14 protein-coding genes are annotated in these 14,409 nt (G+C 69.9%); 11 read left to right on the top strand and 3 right to left on the bottom strand.

All coding sequences use genetic code 11. The features are described from left to right. Window positions 1-38 precede the first annotated feature (38 nt). Window positions 39-767, top strand: coding sequence for an SIMPL domain-containing protein (locus KBY90_RS10795; protein ID WP_254968630.1), 729 nt, complete (start codon window positions 39-41; stop codon window positions 765-767). A 71-nt stretch (window positions 768-838) separates the two neighbouring features. Beyond that, window positions 839-1,222, top strand: a complete 384-nt coding sequence (locus KBY90_RS10790; protein WP_254968629.1) for a DUF3307 domain-containing protein — start codon at window positions 839-841, stop codon at window positions 1,220-1,222. Between the two features lie 24 nt (window positions 1,223-1,246). On the opposite strand, the gene speA is transcribed toward KBY90_RS10790, so the two are convergent. After that, window positions 1,247-3,256, bottom strand: coding sequence for a biosynthetic arginine decarboxylase (speA, locus tag KBY90_RS10785; RefSeq protein WP_254968628.1), 2,010 nt, complete (start codon window positions 3,254-3,256; stop codon window positions 1,247-1,249). Between the two features lie 195 nt (window positions 3,257-3,451). Here speA and ndk point away from each other — a divergent pair, with 195 nt between their 5' ends. The 5 genes from ndk to KBY90_RS10760 all read left to right on the top strand — a co-directional run bounded on the left by ndk (window position 3,452) and on the right by KBY90_RS10760 (window position 9,204). Then, window positions 3,452-3,910, top strand: a complete 459-nt coding sequence (ndk, locus tag KBY90_RS10780; RefSeq protein WP_254968627.1) for a nucleoside-diphosphate kinase — start codon at window positions 3,452-3,454, stop codon at window positions 3,908-3,910. Window positions 3,911-4,045: 135 nt separating this feature from the next. Beyond that, window positions 4,046-4,651 (top strand): FecR family protein, encoded by a 606-nt coding sequence (locus KBY90_RS10775; RefSeq protein ID WP_254968626.1) that lies wholly within the window; start codon window positions 4,046-4,048, stop codon window positions 4,649-4,651. Further along, the gene (locus KBY90_RS10770; protein WP_254968625.1) at window positions 4,651-6,441 is read left to right on the top strand and encodes an adenylate/guanylate cyclase domain-containing protein; all 1,791 of its coding nucleotides are present in this window, start codon (window positions 4,651-4,653) and stop codon (window positions 6,439-6,441) included. The genes KBY90_RS10775 and KBY90_RS10770 overlap by 1 nt, the downstream gene beginning before the upstream one ends. A gap of 41 nt (window positions 6,442-6,482) precedes the next feature. Continuing rightward, window positions 6,483-8,405 (top strand): adenylate/guanylate cyclase domain-containing protein, encoded by a 1,923-nt coding sequence (locus tag KBY90_RS10765; RefSeq protein WP_254968624.1) that lies wholly within the window; start codon window positions 6,483-6,485, stop codon window positions 8,403-8,405. Next, window positions 8,314-9,204 carry a FecR domain-containing protein gene (locus tag KBY90_RS10760; protein WP_254968623.1) on the top strand — a complete coding sequence of 297 codons (891 nt, stop codon included), beginning with the start codon at window positions 8,314-8,316 and terminating at the stop codon, window positions 9,202-9,204. Before KBY90_RS10765 ends, KBY90_RS10760 begins: the two co-directional genes overlap by 92 nt. Here the strand turns inward: KBY90_RS10760 and KBY90_RS10755 are convergent. Continuing rightward, complete coding sequence (locus KBY90_RS10755) at window positions 9,185-10,309, bottom strand: FAD-dependent oxidoreductase (protein WP_254968684.1); 1,125 nt, start codon at window positions 10,307-10,309, stop codon at window positions 9,185-9,187. The genes KBY90_RS10760 and KBY90_RS10755 overlap by 20 nt on opposite strands. Before the next feature lie 244 nt (window positions 10,310-10,553). Here KBY90_RS10755 and KBY90_RS10750 point away from each other — a divergent pair, with 244 nt between their 5' ends. From KBY90_RS10750 to KBY90_RS10735, 4 genes are read left to right on the top strand one after another with little or no spacing between them, the layout of a single operon-like run. After that, window positions 10,554-11,021 carry an ATP-binding protein gene (locus tag KBY90_RS10750; RefSeq protein ID WP_254968621.1) on the top strand — a complete coding sequence of 156 codons (468 nt, stop codon included), beginning with the start codon at window positions 10,554-10,556 and terminating at the stop codon, window positions 11,019-11,021. 43 nt (window positions 11,022-11,064) lie between these two features. Further along, entirely contained in the window at window positions 11,065-11,472 is a 408-nt protein-coding gene (locus KBY90_RS10745; RefSeq protein WP_254968620.1) for an STAS domain-containing protein, read from the top strand. A gap of 46 nt (window positions 11,473-11,518) precedes the next feature. Continuing rightward, window positions 11,519-13,003 carry an Asp-tRNA(Asn)/Glu-tRNA(Gln) amidotransferase subunit GatB gene (gene gatB, locus KBY90_RS10740; RefSeq protein WP_254968619.1) on the top strand — a complete coding sequence of 495 codons (1,485 nt, stop codon included), beginning with the start codon at window positions 11,519-11,521 and terminating at the stop codon, window positions 13,001-13,003. Then, on the top strand, window positions 13,003-13,671 hold the full coding sequence (locus KBY90_RS10735; protein ID WP_254968618.1) for a 2OG-Fe(II) oxygenase: 669 nt from the start codon (window positions 13,003-13,005) through the stop codon (window positions 13,669-13,671). The genes gatB and KBY90_RS10735 overlap by 1 nt, the downstream gene beginning before the upstream one ends. A gap of 31 nt (window positions 13,672-13,702) precedes the next feature. On the opposite strand, the gene KBY90_RS10730 is transcribed toward KBY90_RS10735, so the two are convergent. Continuing rightward, on the bottom strand, window positions 13,703-14,311 hold the full coding sequence (locus tag KBY90_RS10730; RefSeq protein ID WP_254968617.1) for a putative 2OG-Fe(II) oxygenase: 609 nt from the start codon (window positions 14,309-14,311) through the stop codon (window positions 13,703-13,705). Window positions 14,312-14,409 lie beyond the last annotated feature (98 nt).

The following is a 14,409-nucleotide window of genomic DNA, read 5'->3' as shown; positions in this document are numbered from 1 at the left end:
GGTAGATCGGTGCGTGACCCCGGTTGACGCTTCGGTCCATGGTTTCTTCGCTGCTGCGGCTGCCGTTCCGTTCCGCCCTGTTCATCCTCACCGCCCTGCTCGGCAGCGCTGCGCCGCTCTCCCCCGCGCTGGCCCAGCAGGTGCAGCTGCGCTGCGACGGCACCCTCCTGGAAGCTCAGGGCAGTGCCGAACTGAAACGCGATATCCAGCGGCTCGGCTTCAGCCTCGGCCTGGAGGCGGAGGCCGGCACGGCGGACGAGGCCCTCGGTGCCCTGCAGCAGCGGCTCGCCGCGGTGCGCTCCACCCTCCAGCGCCTTGCGGTGCAGGACCTGGAGGTCACCTCCCCGGCGACGTACACCAGGCCGGCGCAGCGCGGCCGTCCCGCCCTAACCAGCGCCAGCCTGCGGGTGAGCGGGGTGGTGGCCCCGGCCCGCCTCCAGTCCCTCGTGCGGGAGGTGGGGGGGCTGCCGGGGGTGCGCCTGGCACCGGTGACGCCGCAGGCGGATGCCAGCGCCGATCCGGCGGTGAGGCGGCAGCTGCTGCGGGCCGCCTATCAGGATGCCCTGGCCCAGGCCCGGGAGATGGTGCAGGCCATGGGTCTGGGGGGGGCGCCTGTGCCCCTGCAGGTGCAGATTCAGTCGGGCTTCAGGCCCGTTCCCCTGGCCCGGGCAGCCCTGGACGCAGCGGCGGCGCCGCCGTTCGATCCGGCCGAACTGCCCGATCCGGTGGATCGCCTTGAACTGATGGCGCGCTTCTGTGTGCGTTGAGCTGTCCGCTGCAGTTGCTGCAGACAGGCGCTTGCGGGGGGGGCAAAATACCCAGATTCCACCGTCGCGTGATGTCCGACCCCAGCGCTGATGTCCTGGCTGGGCTTCAGGTGTTCGCGCTGCTGGTGATGGGTCATTTCGTCGGCGACTTCGGCCTCCAGAGTGATCGCATGGCCGTGGAGAAGTGCCGCGGCAAGGCCCACACCCTGCCCTGGCAGTGGTGGCTCACGTCCCATGCGGCCATTCATGGTTTTCTGGTCGCGGTGATCACCGGTGTGGCATGGCTGGGGCTGGGTGAGTGGCTGCTGCACATGCTGATCGACCATGGAAAATGTCGTCACCGGTACAGCCTCGGCCTCGATCAGATGCTGCACATCTGCTGCAAGGCCCTCTGGGTCGTCCTGATTCTTGCCAACGGCTGGCTCGGCAGCTCCGGCCTGCTCCGGGGAGTGTGAGGCGATCCGCCGCTCGCGGCCTCTTCAGCCTTCTTCCAGGTAGGTCGTCTGCTCCAGGCTGGACCTGAGATGGGCCATCAGCCGTCTGGCGTCGCCGATGCCCAGGCGGCCACTGGCGATGGCCGTCTCGCTGGCCACCCGCAGCCGCTCCAGCAGCAGCGCGGGGTCGTGTTCCATCGCCTCCAGCACCTCGGCGTTGGTGTCCCCGCGCACCACATGGTCCACCTGGTAGCCGCCTCCGGCGGCCAGGCGGATGTGCACCGCATTGGTGCTGCCGAAGAGGTTGTGCAGGTTGCCCATCACCTCCTGGTAGGCGCCGGCCAGAAACAGCCCCATCCAGTAGGGCTCTCCCGGCCGCAGCGCGTGGAGTTCCAGCAGGGGTTTCACCTGGCCCCGGTCGATGAAGCGGGCCAGCTTGCCGTCGGAGTCGCAGGTGAGGTCGGCGAAGCTGCCGAGCCGTGTGGGCCGCTCGTCGAGGCGCTGCAGGGGCAGCACCGGAAACAGCTGGTCGATCGCCCAGGTGTCGGGAGCGGAGCGGAACACCGAGAGGTTGGCGTAGTAGGTGCCGGCCAGCACGGCCGGGAGCGTGCGCAGCTCCTCCGGCACCGCGGTGCCGGCCGGCATTGCCGCCAGGTGACGGGCGATCGCCCGGCAGCAGGCCCAGGAGAGCTGCTCCGCCTTGCCCCGCTCCGGCAGGCTCAGATAGCCCAGCCGGAAGGCCGCCAGGGCGTCATCGCGGAACTTGAGCGCGTCGTTCCAGGCCTCCTGCAGAGGCTCGAGAGCGCCGGCGCCGCCCCCCGCATCGGCGCCACCCTCGCCGGCCGCTGCCGGCCAGGTCTCGATGGCATGGAGGGTTTCGCGCAGGTTGCGCAGGATCAGCGCCTCCTCCCCGGCGGCCTCGGGCACCTGCCCCGCCAGGGACGCGGCCCCGAGCACGTTGAACACCAGCACGGAGAAGTGGCTGGCCAGCGCCCGGCCGCTCTCGCTCACCAGGGTGGGCGGGGTGACGCCGTGGGGCTCGCAGCACTCGCGCACCGTGGCCACCACGTCGTTGGCGTAGTTCTGCAGTGAGTAGTTCTTGGAGGCGGCGCTGGCGGTGCGGCTGCCGTCGTAGTCGATGCCCAGGCCGCCGCCCACGTCGAGGTACCCCATCGGCGCCCCCAGCCGGGTGAGCTCCACGTAGATCCGCCCGGCCTCCTGCAGGGCGTCCTTGAGCACGGCGATGTCGTTGATCTGGCTGCCGATGTGGAAGTGCAGCAGGCGCAGGTCGCCCAGCAGGCCGGCCTGGCGCAGGGCCTCCACACAGCTCAGCAGCTGCGGCACCGACAGGCCGAACTTGGCCCGCTCCCCCACCGAGCTGCCCCAGCGGCCCGTGCTGCGGGTGGCGAGCTTGGCGCGGATGCCGATCAGGGGAGCGGCGCCGAGCTCATGGCTGGCGGCGATGATCCGCGGCACCTCGTCGGCCTGCTCGATCACCACCACCGGCTGGCGGCCCAGCTGGCGGGCCAGGATGGCCGTCTCGATGAAGCGCCGGTCCTTGTAGCCGTTGCAGATCAGCAGGGCGTCGGGGTCATCCAGCAGCGAGAGGGCGATCAGCAGCTCGGCCTTGCTGCCCGCCTCCAGACCGAAGTGCCAGCGGCGGCCGCTCTCCACCAGCTGCTCCACCACGTGGCGCTGCTGGTTGCACTTCACCGGGAACACGCCCTGGTAACGGCCGGGGTAGCCGTACTGGGCGATGGCCCGTTCGAAGGCGCCATGAAGGCGCTCCAGCCGGTCCTCGAGGATGTCGTCGAAGCGGATCAGCAGCGGCAGGCTGAGGTCGCGCCCCTGCAGCTGCTCCACCAGCTCCACCAGATCCAGGGAGCCGCCGCGGTCGCCGCGGGGCTGCACCATCACGTGGCCCCGCGCATTCACGGAGAAGTAAGGGTCACCCCAGCGATCCAGTCCGTAGAGGGCGGCGCCGTCGCTGGCGGTCCAGCTCGAGGCACTGGGGTGGACGCCGGTCTCGGAGCGGCGCGGATCGGCAAGCACCATCGGCCGCGGACGAAAGGAGGAACCGGCCGCTGGAATCTAGGCAGCACGGCAGCCTGGGGCATGGAGAGGGGCCGCATCCCGAGCAGCCGCTGCCGGAGAGACCGTGACCATCCGGCCAGCACCGGCCGGGTCGGGCTTGCTTGCCAAGGGGGCCTGCTGACGCGGACCATGGGCTGGACTCCCGACCGCGCATCCATGGCCGCCGAACGCACCTTCATCGCCATCAAGCCCGATGGCGTTCAGCGCGGCCTGGTGGGCGAGATCCTGGGGCGCTTCGAGCGCAAGGGCTTCAAGCTGGTGGGCCTCAAGCAGCTCACCCCCAGCCGCGAGCTGGCCGAGAGCCACTACGGCGTGCACCGTGAGCGCCCCTTCTTCGCCGGCCTGGTGGAGTTCATCACCTCCGGCCCGGTGGTGGCGATGGTGTGGGAGGGCGACGGCGTGATCGCCAGCGCCCGCAAGCTGATCGGCGCCACCAAGCCCCTGGAGGCAGAGCCCGGCACGATCCGTGGCGACCTGGCCGTGAACATCGGCCGCAACGTGATCCACGGTTCCGACGCCCCCGAGACCGCCGAATTCGAGATCGGCCTGTGGTTCCAGCCCGCCGAGCTGAGCGACTGGACCCCTGCCGATCAGGTCTGGCGCAGCGAGGGCTGACTCGCCAGGCTGGTGCCGTCTTCGGCGTCTTCAGCCTTGTTGTCTCTTCCCCGGGTCGCGGCCCTGCCGTTGTTGAGCGGAAGTGTGGTCTGCGTCACCCTTGCGCTTGCCGTGGGCGCGGGAGCATCGGCGCAGGTGCGGCCACCCAAGGTGGTGGATGTGCCCACCCGCCCGGCGTTCGTGAAGCTTCCCGGCCGGGTTGAGACCCCAGCCCGGACCGGACAGGGGCTGCTGGGTGAGACCGTGCTGCGCACCGCAACACCGGGCCGTCTGCAGGTACAGCTCCCGGATGGGCGCAGCTTCCGCCTCGGTGGCGATGCCGTCCTGCGACTGGCCGGCAGCACCCTGGACCTCCAGCGCGGCCAGATCATCGCCTGGGTGAATCCGGGCCGGAAGGGCGGCACGCCCCTGCGGGTGAGGACCCGGGTGGCCACAGCGTCGATCGTGGGCACGACCGTGTTCATCGAAGCCACCGACACGGAGGTGCGGGTGTTCAGCTGGGAGGGGGCTGTGCAGGTGAGCACGGATGCCGGCCAGCAGGTGACCCTGAACAGCGGCGAACAGCTCAGCTATCTCTCCTCCCCCACCGCCGACGGCGAACAGCCCGGCTGGCAGCCCCCCCGCCGCCTCAGCCGCGCGGAACTCGACAGCCGCAGGGCTCGCAGCATCCTCCTGAATGGCTTTGCGGCACCGATGGAGACCCTGCCGGTGATCGAGAAGGAGCTGGGTTTCAGCCGCTGATGGTCAGCGCCACACCGCTGCGGCAGGGCTGGAGGGTGCTGCTGCTGGCCGCCCTGGTGGGTGCACCCTGGCTGGAAGCGGGCGACGGGATGTTTTCGTCCGTGATGTTTCGTCTGCGGGGGCCGCGACGTCCTCCCCCCGAACTGGTCATCCTCGATGTGGATCAGGATTCGGTGGCCCTGGCGGACCGCCTCACGCCCGAGGAGATCGCTGCCTCGCCGCTCTGGCGAAGGATGGGGCCTTGGCCCTGGCCGCGGCAGCTCCAGGCCGACCTGGCCGCCGCGGTGCTGGACCAGGGGGCACGGCAGGTGGTCTTCACCCTGCTCTACCCCCATCCCAGCCATTTCGGTGCCGCGGACGACCGGGCGTTCCTGCAGCGACTGACCCCGTGGCGGGATCGGGTGGTGCTGGTGGCTGGCTATGGAGCGGAGACGGATCCCGCCACGGGAGTGGACCTGGTGCGGCTGCGCAGGCCGGTGTATTCCCTGGGCGGGTTGGGCCATGACGCTCTGCTGGAGGGGGCCACAGGGGCGATCGAGGCGCTCCCCGGCCGCCGCTGGCAGCGCCAGGCCCTGGCCGAGTTTCCCCCGCCCCATCCCCCCGCCCTGGCCTTCGCAGCGGCGGCGCGCCAACCCCCCCTGTCTCCCCTGGGGCTCGACTTCATCGGTCCGGCCGGCTCGGTGGCGGTGGTGCCGGCCTGGCAGGTGCAACAGCAGCCCCCAGGCTTCTGGCGGGATCGGATCGTGCTGCTCGGCCGCACCCCATCGCGGCTCTCCGATCGGCGTCCCTCCCCTTACGGCCCGCTCAGCAGCGTCGAGCTGCAGGCGGCGGCCCTGGCCACGGTGCTGCAGGACCGGGGTTTCCGGTCCCTGCCTGGCCTGGCGACGGTGGTGGTGCTGCTGGGCTGGGGCGGCCTGGGGCTGGCCCTGCTGGGGCGGCCGGCGCTGGCGGCCGGCACGGCCACAACGGCAGTGCTCCTGGCTGTCGCCGCTCTCGCGGCCGCTGCCCTGGCCTGGTTGGCAGGCTGGTGGCTGCCGGTGTCTGCCCTGGTGGCGGCACCCCTGCTCGGCGGGGGCGGCCGCGCCCTCGGCCAGTGGCGGCTGGAGAACCGGGAGCGCACCTACCTTCACCAGGTGCTGGCCTGCCGTGTGTCGCCGGCACTGCTGGCCGACATCCTGCGGGAGCCTGGCCCGCTGGGCACCCAGCTGGGTGGCTCCCGGGCCCGTTGTGCCGTGCTGTTCACCGATCTCGTTGATTTCACGCCCCTCAGTGCCCAGCTGGAGCCGGCGGAGCTGTTCGCGCTGCTGAACCGCTACTTCGAGACGATCGCCTCGGCCGTGATCGCCGAGAACGGGCTGCTCGACAAGTTCATCGGCGATGCCCTGATGGCTGAGTTCGGCGTTCCCCGCAGCCGTGGAGACGCGGAGGAGGCGAGAGCGGCCGTGCGGGCCGCCCTGGCGATGCAGGCCAGCCTGGCGCGCCTCAATGCCGACCTGGCGGCCCAGGGGCTGCCCAGCCTGCACCAGGGCATCGGCATCCATCTGGGTGAGGTGATCGCTGGCAATCTGGGCTCCAGCCAGCGTCTGGAGTACACCGTGATCGGCGCCAGTGTGAACCTGGCCAGCCGGCTGGAGGGACTCACCCGTCAGTTTCCGCAGTTTCCCGTGCTGATCAGCGGGGCCGTCCTCGCGGCACTGCCCGGCCAGCTCGATGTGGAACCGCTGGGAGAACACCGCCTCAAGGGCTGGCCGGAACCGGTGGCGGTGTACGGCCTGCGGGGGATGCGCTGATGCCTCTCCCGACGGCGCGAACGCTGTCGCGACAGGCGCGCTTGCCCCTGATCTCGGTGGGGTTCGTGGCCGTCGCCGGGTTGCTGGCGGGCTGGCCGCCGCGCCTCTGGCGGGGCTGGGAGCGGATCGTGGAGGCCGAGCTTCTGCGCCTGCGGGGGGGCCGGCCCGTTCCAGCCAACGTGGTGCTGGTGGCCATCGACGATGCCAGCCTGCAACAGGGAGCCTGGTTCGCCGCAGAACCCGAACCGCCTCCCTGGGCCGCCGGAACCAGCACCCTCCCCTGGCCCCGGGCCCGCTACGCCGAGCTGATCGAGCGGCTGCGGGCCGCCGGCGCCCGGGCCGTGGCGATCAACGTGGTCTTCGAGGGAGCCAGTGGCCGTGGCGCCGCCGATGACGCGGCCCTGAGGGCGGCTCTGCACCGCCATCGCGGCCATGTGGCCCTGGCCGCCGAAGTCACCGAGACCCAGGACTCCCAGGCCGGCACCGGCCTGGCCCTCGTGCTCCCCGAGTCCTTCTCCGCCGCCCTGGCCCAGCCCGGGTCTGTGGTGGACCATCCGGGACTCGGCCTGGCCAACATCCTCCCGCCGGGCGGCGGGGAACCCCTGCGCCATCCGGAGTTCTTCGGGTCCGTGCTGTTGCCCGCCCAGCAGCTGGAGCCGTTCCCGGCCCTCAGCACCACCGTGCTCGCCCAGGCCGGGCTGGCCAGCCGCCAGCCCGATCGCCGGCGCGAACTCAATGTCTACGGGGCCGAGCCCCGTTTTGCGCGGATCTCCGCCTGGGAAGTGCTGGACCCATCCCGGTGGGGGCGTCACCCGCTGCGCCCGCGCGTCGCTGGTGCGGTGGTGCTGGTGGGGCCGGTGGTGGCCCAGGGGGGCGTGGGGCTGCCCACACCCTTCGGGCCCCTTTCAGGCCTGGAGACCCTGGCCACGGCCACGGCCAATTCGCTGGCCGGCGATGGTCTGGCGCCGTGGCCGGCCAACCCCTGGGGTCGCGCCGCGCTGGCGATGGCACCGGTGGCGCTCGCGGCCCTGGTGCTGCAGCGGCAGAGCAGCCAGGCCGGCAGGCGGGCCGGGCTGCTGACGGCATTGCTGGCGTTGCAGGTGCTGGTGGCCTGGGGGGCACTGCGCTGGACGCATCGCTGGTTGCCGCTGCTGCCGCCCGTCACCGCCCTGGTGGCCCTGGCGGCGGTGCACGGGGTGGATGCCTATCGCCTGGAGGGCCGGGAGCGCCGCCGGCTGCGCCGCACCTTCGAGCGCTATGTGGCCCCGAGCGTGGTCGCGGAGATCCTGGCCACACCGGAGGAGGCGGAGACGATCCTGCGGGGCAAGCCGCTGACGGTCACCGTGCTGTTCTGCGACATCAAGGGTTTCACCACCATGACCATGCGTCGCTCGGCGGCGGGGCAGACCGGTGCCCTGGTGGCCCAGCTGAACACCTACCTCGCCGAGATGGTGGAGGTGATCACGGCCCACGGCGGCACGATCGACAAATTCATCGGCGATTGTGTGGTGGCCGTCTTCGGCTCGCCGCTGAGCCGCGGCCTGCACGACGAGGCGGTTGCTGCCGTGCGCTGTGCCCTGGCGATGGGGGAGGCCCTGCAGCGTCTCAATGACCGCTGGCAGGCGAGCGGCGAGGAGCCCATCGCCAATGGTGTGGGCCTGGCCAGCGGCACGGTGGTGGCCGGCCAGATCGGCAGCCCCCGGCGCATGGAATTCACCGTGATCGGCGAAACCGTGAATCTGGCGGCCCGCCTGGAGAGCCTCACCCGCCAGTTCCCGGATGCGGCCCTGCTCTGCGATCAGACCACCGCCGAGCTCGTGGCGGGCACCCTGCCCCTCGAATCCATGGGATGCTGGCCGCTGAAGGGCGTGGGTGACGTCACGGTCTATGGCCTGCCACGACCTTCCCATCCCCGACCTGGCCTTCCGCAACCTGGCCCTGGCGCTCCTGAGGCGTCGTCCTAGGCCCTCCGCGGCGCGCAGCCATGGACCAGCCGTCCAGTCGGCTCGCCGTTCCGCCTGCCGGTATGGCGCCATTCCCCTCACGCTCGCGCTGGGTTCAGCCGCCTGGATCGGCGCCCAGCCGGCGCAGGCCGCGCCAGCCCCCGCCCCGGCCACGAGCGCCGTGGTCCAGGAGATCCTCGACGGCAAGGAGCTCTACATCGATCAGCAGCAGGCGCGCGTCAAGCAGCGCGCGGCGGCTCCCCAGGCGATCAGCACCCGCAACAGCCGCGGCCAGCTGCAGTTTCAGAACGGTGCGGTGGGCCGCATCAATCGCCTGTCCCGCCTGCAGCTGGGCGCCGCTTGCTTCCAGCTCGACCGGGGCCAGATCCTCGTTTCAGGCCCCCAGGCGGGCTGTACCCGCTCGGCGCGGATGAGCGTGCGCGGCACGAACTACGTGCTGGAGGTGGACGAGCAGGGGGCAGCGGAGCTCTCGGTGCTGGAGGGGACGGTGGAGGTCACGCCGCTGCAGGATGGGGAGCCGGACCCGCAGGCGAGCCCGGTGACGGTGGCGGCGGGCCAGCGCCTGCAGCTGTCGCCTGAGGGGGTCGTGATCACCCTGCTGCAGCTGGCTGCCGGCGACTACACCAGCATCCTCAACGGCCCCCTGTTCGAGGGATTCCGGCTGCCTCTGCCGGCGATGGGCGCCCTCGATACCTACATCCGCGCGAATGTTCCGGGCGTGCGCATTCCCAGCGTCCCCGGCGGCAGCCGCCTCCCCGGGGGCTATCCGTTGCCCGGTTTCATCCCCCGCCTGTTCTGAGCGGAGCGGCGAAGCGATCCCAGCGGAACGCACGCAGCAGCTCGTCGTCTGCAGCCGGCAGCGCCTCATCGAGCGCCTGGGCCGCCACCAGCTCGGCGGTGAGGGCTGCCAGCAGCACGCCGTTGCGGTGATGGCCGGTGGCCAGCAGCAGCCCGGGAATCGGTCCCGGACCCAGCAGGGGCCCCTCATCCGGCGTGCAGGGGCGGAAGCCCCACCAGCGTTCCATCGGCGGCCAGCGGGACGCCTCCGGCAGCAGGGCGGCGATGCCCTCCTCCAGCTGCCGCTGGCCGCCGGGCGTGAGGCCGGCCGCGAAGCCGGCCTCCGGTTCGCTGGTGGCCCCCACCACCAGCAGTCCATCCTCGCGGCCCACCAGATAGGTGCCCGGGCCGAACACCACCCGCCGCAGGGCCTGGCGTGGCCCCTGCAGCGACAGCATCTGGCCCTTCACCGGGAACACCGGCAGCGCGGGCAGAAGCCGGGCGCTCCAGGCCCCGCAGGCCAGCACCGCCTGCCGGCAGGGCAGGGTGATCCGGGCGCCGTCGGCCCGGCGCAGGGCGACACCCGCCAGGGCACCGGAGCCGTCCCGCTGCAGCGCCTCCACCTCGCTCCCTTCCCCGAAGCCCACCCCGAGGCCCACGCAGGCGCGTTCCAGGGCCCGCATCAGCCGGCGGCGGTTGTCGATCTGGCCGTCCTGCTCGAACAGCAGCCCCGCCCGCCAGGCCGGTCCGATGCCGGGCACCTCGCGCTCCAGGGCGCTGCGGTCCAGCAGCGCGCCATGGCTGGCGGTGGGATAGGCCTGGGCTTCGGCGACGTCGGTGAAGGGAACGACGATGCCGCAGGGGCGCAGTCCGCAGCGGAGACCGCTGTCGGCTTCCACCTGCTCCACCCAGGCCGGGATCCGCGCCAGGCTGGCTTCCCCCAGGGCCAGCAACGCGCCGCTGAGGCCTTCGGCGTGGGGCGCCAGCATGCCGGCGGCCACGAAGCCCGCCGCTTCCCGGCGGTCCCGGCTCAGCACCGTCACGGCCCGTCGGCGGCGGGCCAGGCGGTGAGCGATGGCCAGGCCCATCAGTCCACCGCCGAGGATGAGGATCGTGTCCCCGGCCATCGCGTCCACTTTCACGTCCCCTGCCACATCCCCTGCCACGTCCACTGCCAAGCCCCCTGTCACTGTGCCGTCTGCGAGCCTCGATGGCGGGATGGGCCATGCGGCAGCAAGGGCCATGCGCCGGCAAGGCGCACCGTTCTCAGCCCGGGGTCAACGGCAGGCTGGCGACCCAGGGCTCATAGCATCCACCCCAAGTGACCCGTGCGACCGGCCGGCACGTCAAGGTCCCAATGCAAGGGCGGCCATGGGCTTCACGCTGCGACTGACCGGGCACCCGGACGAGATCCCCGGTGCCCTCCATGCGCTCGAGGCCTGGCTCGGCTCCGAGGGGGTGAGCGATGAGGATCGGGGCGAATGGCGGCTGCTGGCCGAGGAGGTGCTCATGAACATCGTCCAGCACGGATCGCCCCCTCAGGCGGCGGAGTCCATCCGCATCGATGGCCGGTTCCATGGCGACGGTGTGGAACTGCGGGTGGAGGACCGCGGCCGGCCCTTCGATCCCTGCGCGGCTCCCCCGCCGGACCTGAGCGCTCCTCTGGAGGTGCGCAGAGCGGGAGGCCTGGGGGTGCATCTGTTGCGCAGCCTGACCGATGAAATGGCCTATGCCTATCGCGACGGCCGCAACGTCCTCACCCTCCGCAAGCGCTCGCCGGCAGCCCCCGGGCCTCAGCGGCCGGCGCAGCCGGAGGCCGGCGCCGAGCATCCACTCTAGGCTTGGCGGGCACGTGCCTCCGGATCACACCGGCGCTGCTGTCATGGCTCTCTCCGTCGCCATCGGCAAGCCTGGGAACGGCCAGAACCAGGCCGTTCGCACGGTGAGCCTCGAAGGCCGTCTTGACAACGAGTCGGCAGCGCAGCTGGATCAGCAGCTGCTGCCGCTCTGGCTGGAGCCGTTCGACCTGCTGGTGTTCAATCTCGCCCGGCTGGCCTACATCAGCAGCATGGGACTGCGCTCGCTCTTTGCCGCGCAGAAGACGATGCGGGAGCGGCAGGGCCGCACCCTGTTCGTGGACACCCAGCCGGCCGTGCAGAAGGTGTTCGACATCGTGGCTGCCGTGGATGTGGGCTCGGTGTTCGCCAGCGCGGCCGAACTCGACGCCTATCTCGATTCCATGCAGCGCAGAGCATCGCAGTCCAGCAGCGGCGATCCGGATCGGGCCTGACCGGCCCCCCTGTCCATAGGATCGGGCGGAGCGACCGGGAACGGGCATGGCAGGGCAGGTGGCGCAGCAAGGGGACTGGGAGGCCGTGATCGGCCTGGAGACCCACGTGCAGCTGGGCACCGCCAGCAAGATCTTCACCTGCGCCTCCACCGCCTTCGGCGACGACCCCAACACCCACATCGATCCGGTGGTGTGCGGGTTGCCGGGCACCCTGCCGGTGCTCAATCAGACGGTGCTGGAGTATGCGGTGAAGGCCGCGCTGGCCCTCAACCTCAGAATCGCCGAACACAGCAAGTTCGACCGCAAGCAGTATTTCTATCCTGACCTGCCCAAGAACTACCAGATCTCCCAGTACGACGAGCCGATCGCCGAAGACGGCTGGATCGAAGTGGAGGTGGCGGAAAAGGGTAAGGACACCTATGTCAAGAAGATCGGCATCGAGCGCCTGCACATGGAGGAAGATGCCGGCAAGCTCGTGCACGCCGGCAGCGACCGCCTGGCCGGCTCCACCCACTCGCTGGTGGACTACAACCGCGCTGGCGTGGCCCTGGCGGAGATCGTCAGCAAGCCCGATCTGCGCACCGGCCGCGAGGCCGCCGAGTATGCCTCGGAGATCCGCCGGATCATGCGCTATCTGGGGGTGAGCGACGGCAACATGCAGGAGGGATCGCTGCGCTGTGACGTCAACATCTCGGTGCGGCGTGGCCCCGATGCCCCCTTCGGCACGAAGGTGGAGATCAAGAACATGAACTCCTTCTCCGCCATCCAGAAGGCCTGCGACTACGAGATCCAGCGCCAGATCAAGGCCTACGAGTCCGGTGAGCCGGTGGTGCAGGAGACGCGCCTCTGGGATGAGGGCAAGCAGCTCACCAAGAGCATGCGCTCCAAGGAGGGCAGCAGCGATTACCGCTATTTCCCCGAGCCCGATCTCGGCCCGATCGAGGTGAGTGCCGAGCGCCGGGAGAGCTGGCGCGCCGAGCTGCCGGAGCTGCCGGCTGCCAAGCGTCACCGCTACGCCGAGCAGCTGGGCCTCTCCCAGTACGACGCCCGCGTGCTCACCGACGAGCGGCCAATGGCCGACTACTTCGAGGCCGTGGTGGCTGCCGGCGCCGATCCGAAGGCGGCGGCCAACTGGATCACCGGCGACATCGCCGCCCACGTGAACGCCAACCGGCTCTCCTACGCCCAGCTGCCCTTCCGGCCCGAGCAGCTGGCGGAGATGGTGGGGATGATCGAGGGCGGGGTGATCAGCGGCAAGATCGCCAAGGAGATCCTGCCCGGGCTGCTGGAGCAGGGGGGCTCGCCCAAGGCGATCGTGGAGGAGCGCGGCCTGGGCATGATCAGCGATCCCGCCGCGATCACGGCGATCGTGGAGGAGCTGCTGGCGGCCCATCCCGAGGAGGTGGAGGCCTTCCGGGGCGGCAAGACCAAGCTCCAGGGCTTCTTCGTGGGCCAGTTGATGAAGAAGACCGGTGGCAAGGCCGATCCCAAGCTGGCCAACCAGATCCTCAGCCAGAAGCTGAAAGGGTGATGACCGCAGCACCCCTGGACTCGGATTTCCTCTTCCAGGCCATGATGGCGCCGCCTCTGACCCGGCCGGAGCACCGGCCGAGGGCCTGGCGTCTCGATACACCCCTGGCTCAGATCTACGAGATTCCAGGGATGTTGAGTCGCCGCGAATGCCGGGAGCTGATCGAGGCAATTGATCGCAATCTCGAACGTTCCAAGACTGCCAAGGGGATTTCCGATCACCGCACCAGTCAGACCTGCTATCTGGCCTACTGGGAACCGGATCTGGCTGCCAGGATCGACAGACGTTGTGCTGAACTGATCGGCATCGATCCGATTTACTCTGACCCTCTTCAGGGTCAGCGTTACGAACCTGGCCAGTCCTATGGAGGCCATACCGACTGGTTTTCGCCCGACGATCCCGTGGCCCGTGACCAGCTGATACCTCTGGGCCAGCGTACATGGACCGTGATGATCTATCTCAATGCTGTTGAGGAGGGTGGGCAGACGATCTTTCATCGGCTGGGCCGACGCTTTGAGCCGCTGCCTGGCGTGGCCCTTGCCTGGAATAATCTCCACGCCGATGGTCGTGGCAATCCCTATACTCTGCACGGCTCGCTGAAAGTCGTGCGCGGCGTCAAGTACATCATCACCAAGTGGTTTCGTCAGCATCCCCGCAGTGCTGACTGAGCAGCCGGCTTTGTACTGCTGGATGTCCGGTTCAGGGCTCTCCCAGGCGCAGCAGCGTGAGATCACCCTCGTCGCCCAGTTCTCCAGTGGGAAAGGTGTTGAATGCCAGGCTGAGGCGCATCCGTTCATCCGGAATCGGATCCACCCTGTGGGCAAGGGATGAGGGAAAGATCAGCAGGTCCCCGGGGCTTACGGCAAACCAGCAGGACTCGGCAATCCAGTGATTCCACTGTTTGGGTGGAAACTTGTAGGCCTGGTGGTCGTGGCGGAAAAATCGAATCGAGTCTCGCTCAGGATCGGCCATGAAATAGAAGACGCCCGACAGAAAGCTGTTGGCATGTGAGTGTCGCAGATGGAAGCCTCCACGTTCGGCATAATTGCACCAGCTCTGAGTAATGCGTATCCCGCATGGGCTGCTGGGGTTATATACGTGGCCCAGGAAACTCTGTAAAGACGCTTCAATGAAGTTCTTGACGGCGTTCAGGTCAGGTTCGTCAAGAACCCTGGAATTCCGACTGGTCTTATTGCCCTCATTGGCCCTGGTCGGCAGGCCGTTGACGCACGCCAGCTCGGCTGTGGTCAGTGGTCGACCGAGCTGAAAGCTGCCCACCGGAATCGGGAACAGGCTGGCGATCTGCATGGCGTTCCCCCGGGGGATGGTGTCGGCTCTGCCTCGCCTGGTGTACCCAGGGGCGGGCAGCGCCAGCCGTCACAGCATGGTTGCATCGAGCTCTGTGG

The sequence above is a fragment of the Cyanobium sp. CH-040 genome (assembly GCF_024346135.1).
Taxonomy (GTDB): domain Bacteria; phylum Cyanobacteriota; class Cyanobacteriia; order PCC-6307; family Cyanobiaceae; genus NIES-981.
Note: the sequence above shows the minus strand (reverse complement) of the source record. Positions and strands in the feature narration are given on the sequence as shown.

Bases quoted from the DNA above. Each gene is read 5' to 3' on its own strand.
- gatB (WP_254968619.1), top strand. From the start codon at position 11,519: ATGGCAGGGCAGGTGGCGCAGCAAGGGGACTGGGAGGCCGTGATCGGC.
- KBY90_RS10790 (WP_254968629.1), top strand. From the start codon at position 839: ATGTCCGACCCCAGCGCTGATGTCCTGGCTGGGCTTCAGGTGTTCGCG.
- KBY90_RS10735 (WP_254968618.1), top strand. From the start codon at position 13,003: ATGACCGCAGCACCCCTGGACTCGGATTTCCTCTTCCAGGCCATGATG.
- KBY90_RS10750 (WP_254968621.1), top strand. From the start codon at position 10,554: ATGGGCTTCACGCTGCGACTGACCGGGCACCCGGACGAGATCCCCGGT.
- KBY90_RS10795 (WP_254968630.1), top strand. From the start codon at position 39: ATGGTTTCTTCGCTGCTGCGGCTGCCGTTCCGTTCCGCCCTGTTCATC.
- KBY90_RS10745 (WP_254968620.1), top strand. From the start codon at position 11,065: ATGGCTCTCTCCGTCGCCATCGGCAAGCCTGGGAACGGCCAGAACCAG.
- speA (WP_254968628.1), bottom strand. From the start codon at position 3,256: ATGGTGCTTGCCGATCCGCGCCGCTCCGAGACCGGCGTCCACCCCAGT.
- KBY90_RS10730 (WP_254968617.1), bottom strand. From the start codon at position 14,311: ATGCAGATCGCCAGCCTGTTCCCGATTCCGGTGGGCAGCTTTCAGCTC.
- KBY90_RS10755 (WP_254968684.1), bottom strand. From the start codon at position 10,309: ATGGCCGGGGACACGATCCTCATCCTCGGCGGTGGACTGATGGGCCTG.
- ndk (WP_254968627.1), top strand. From the start codon at position 3,452: ATGGCCGCCGAACGCACCTTCATCGCCATCAAGCCCGATGGCGTTCAG.
- KBY90_RS10770 (WP_254968625.1), top strand. From the start codon at position 4,651: ATGGTCAGCGCCACACCGCTGCGGCAGGGCTGGAGGGTGCTGCTGCTG.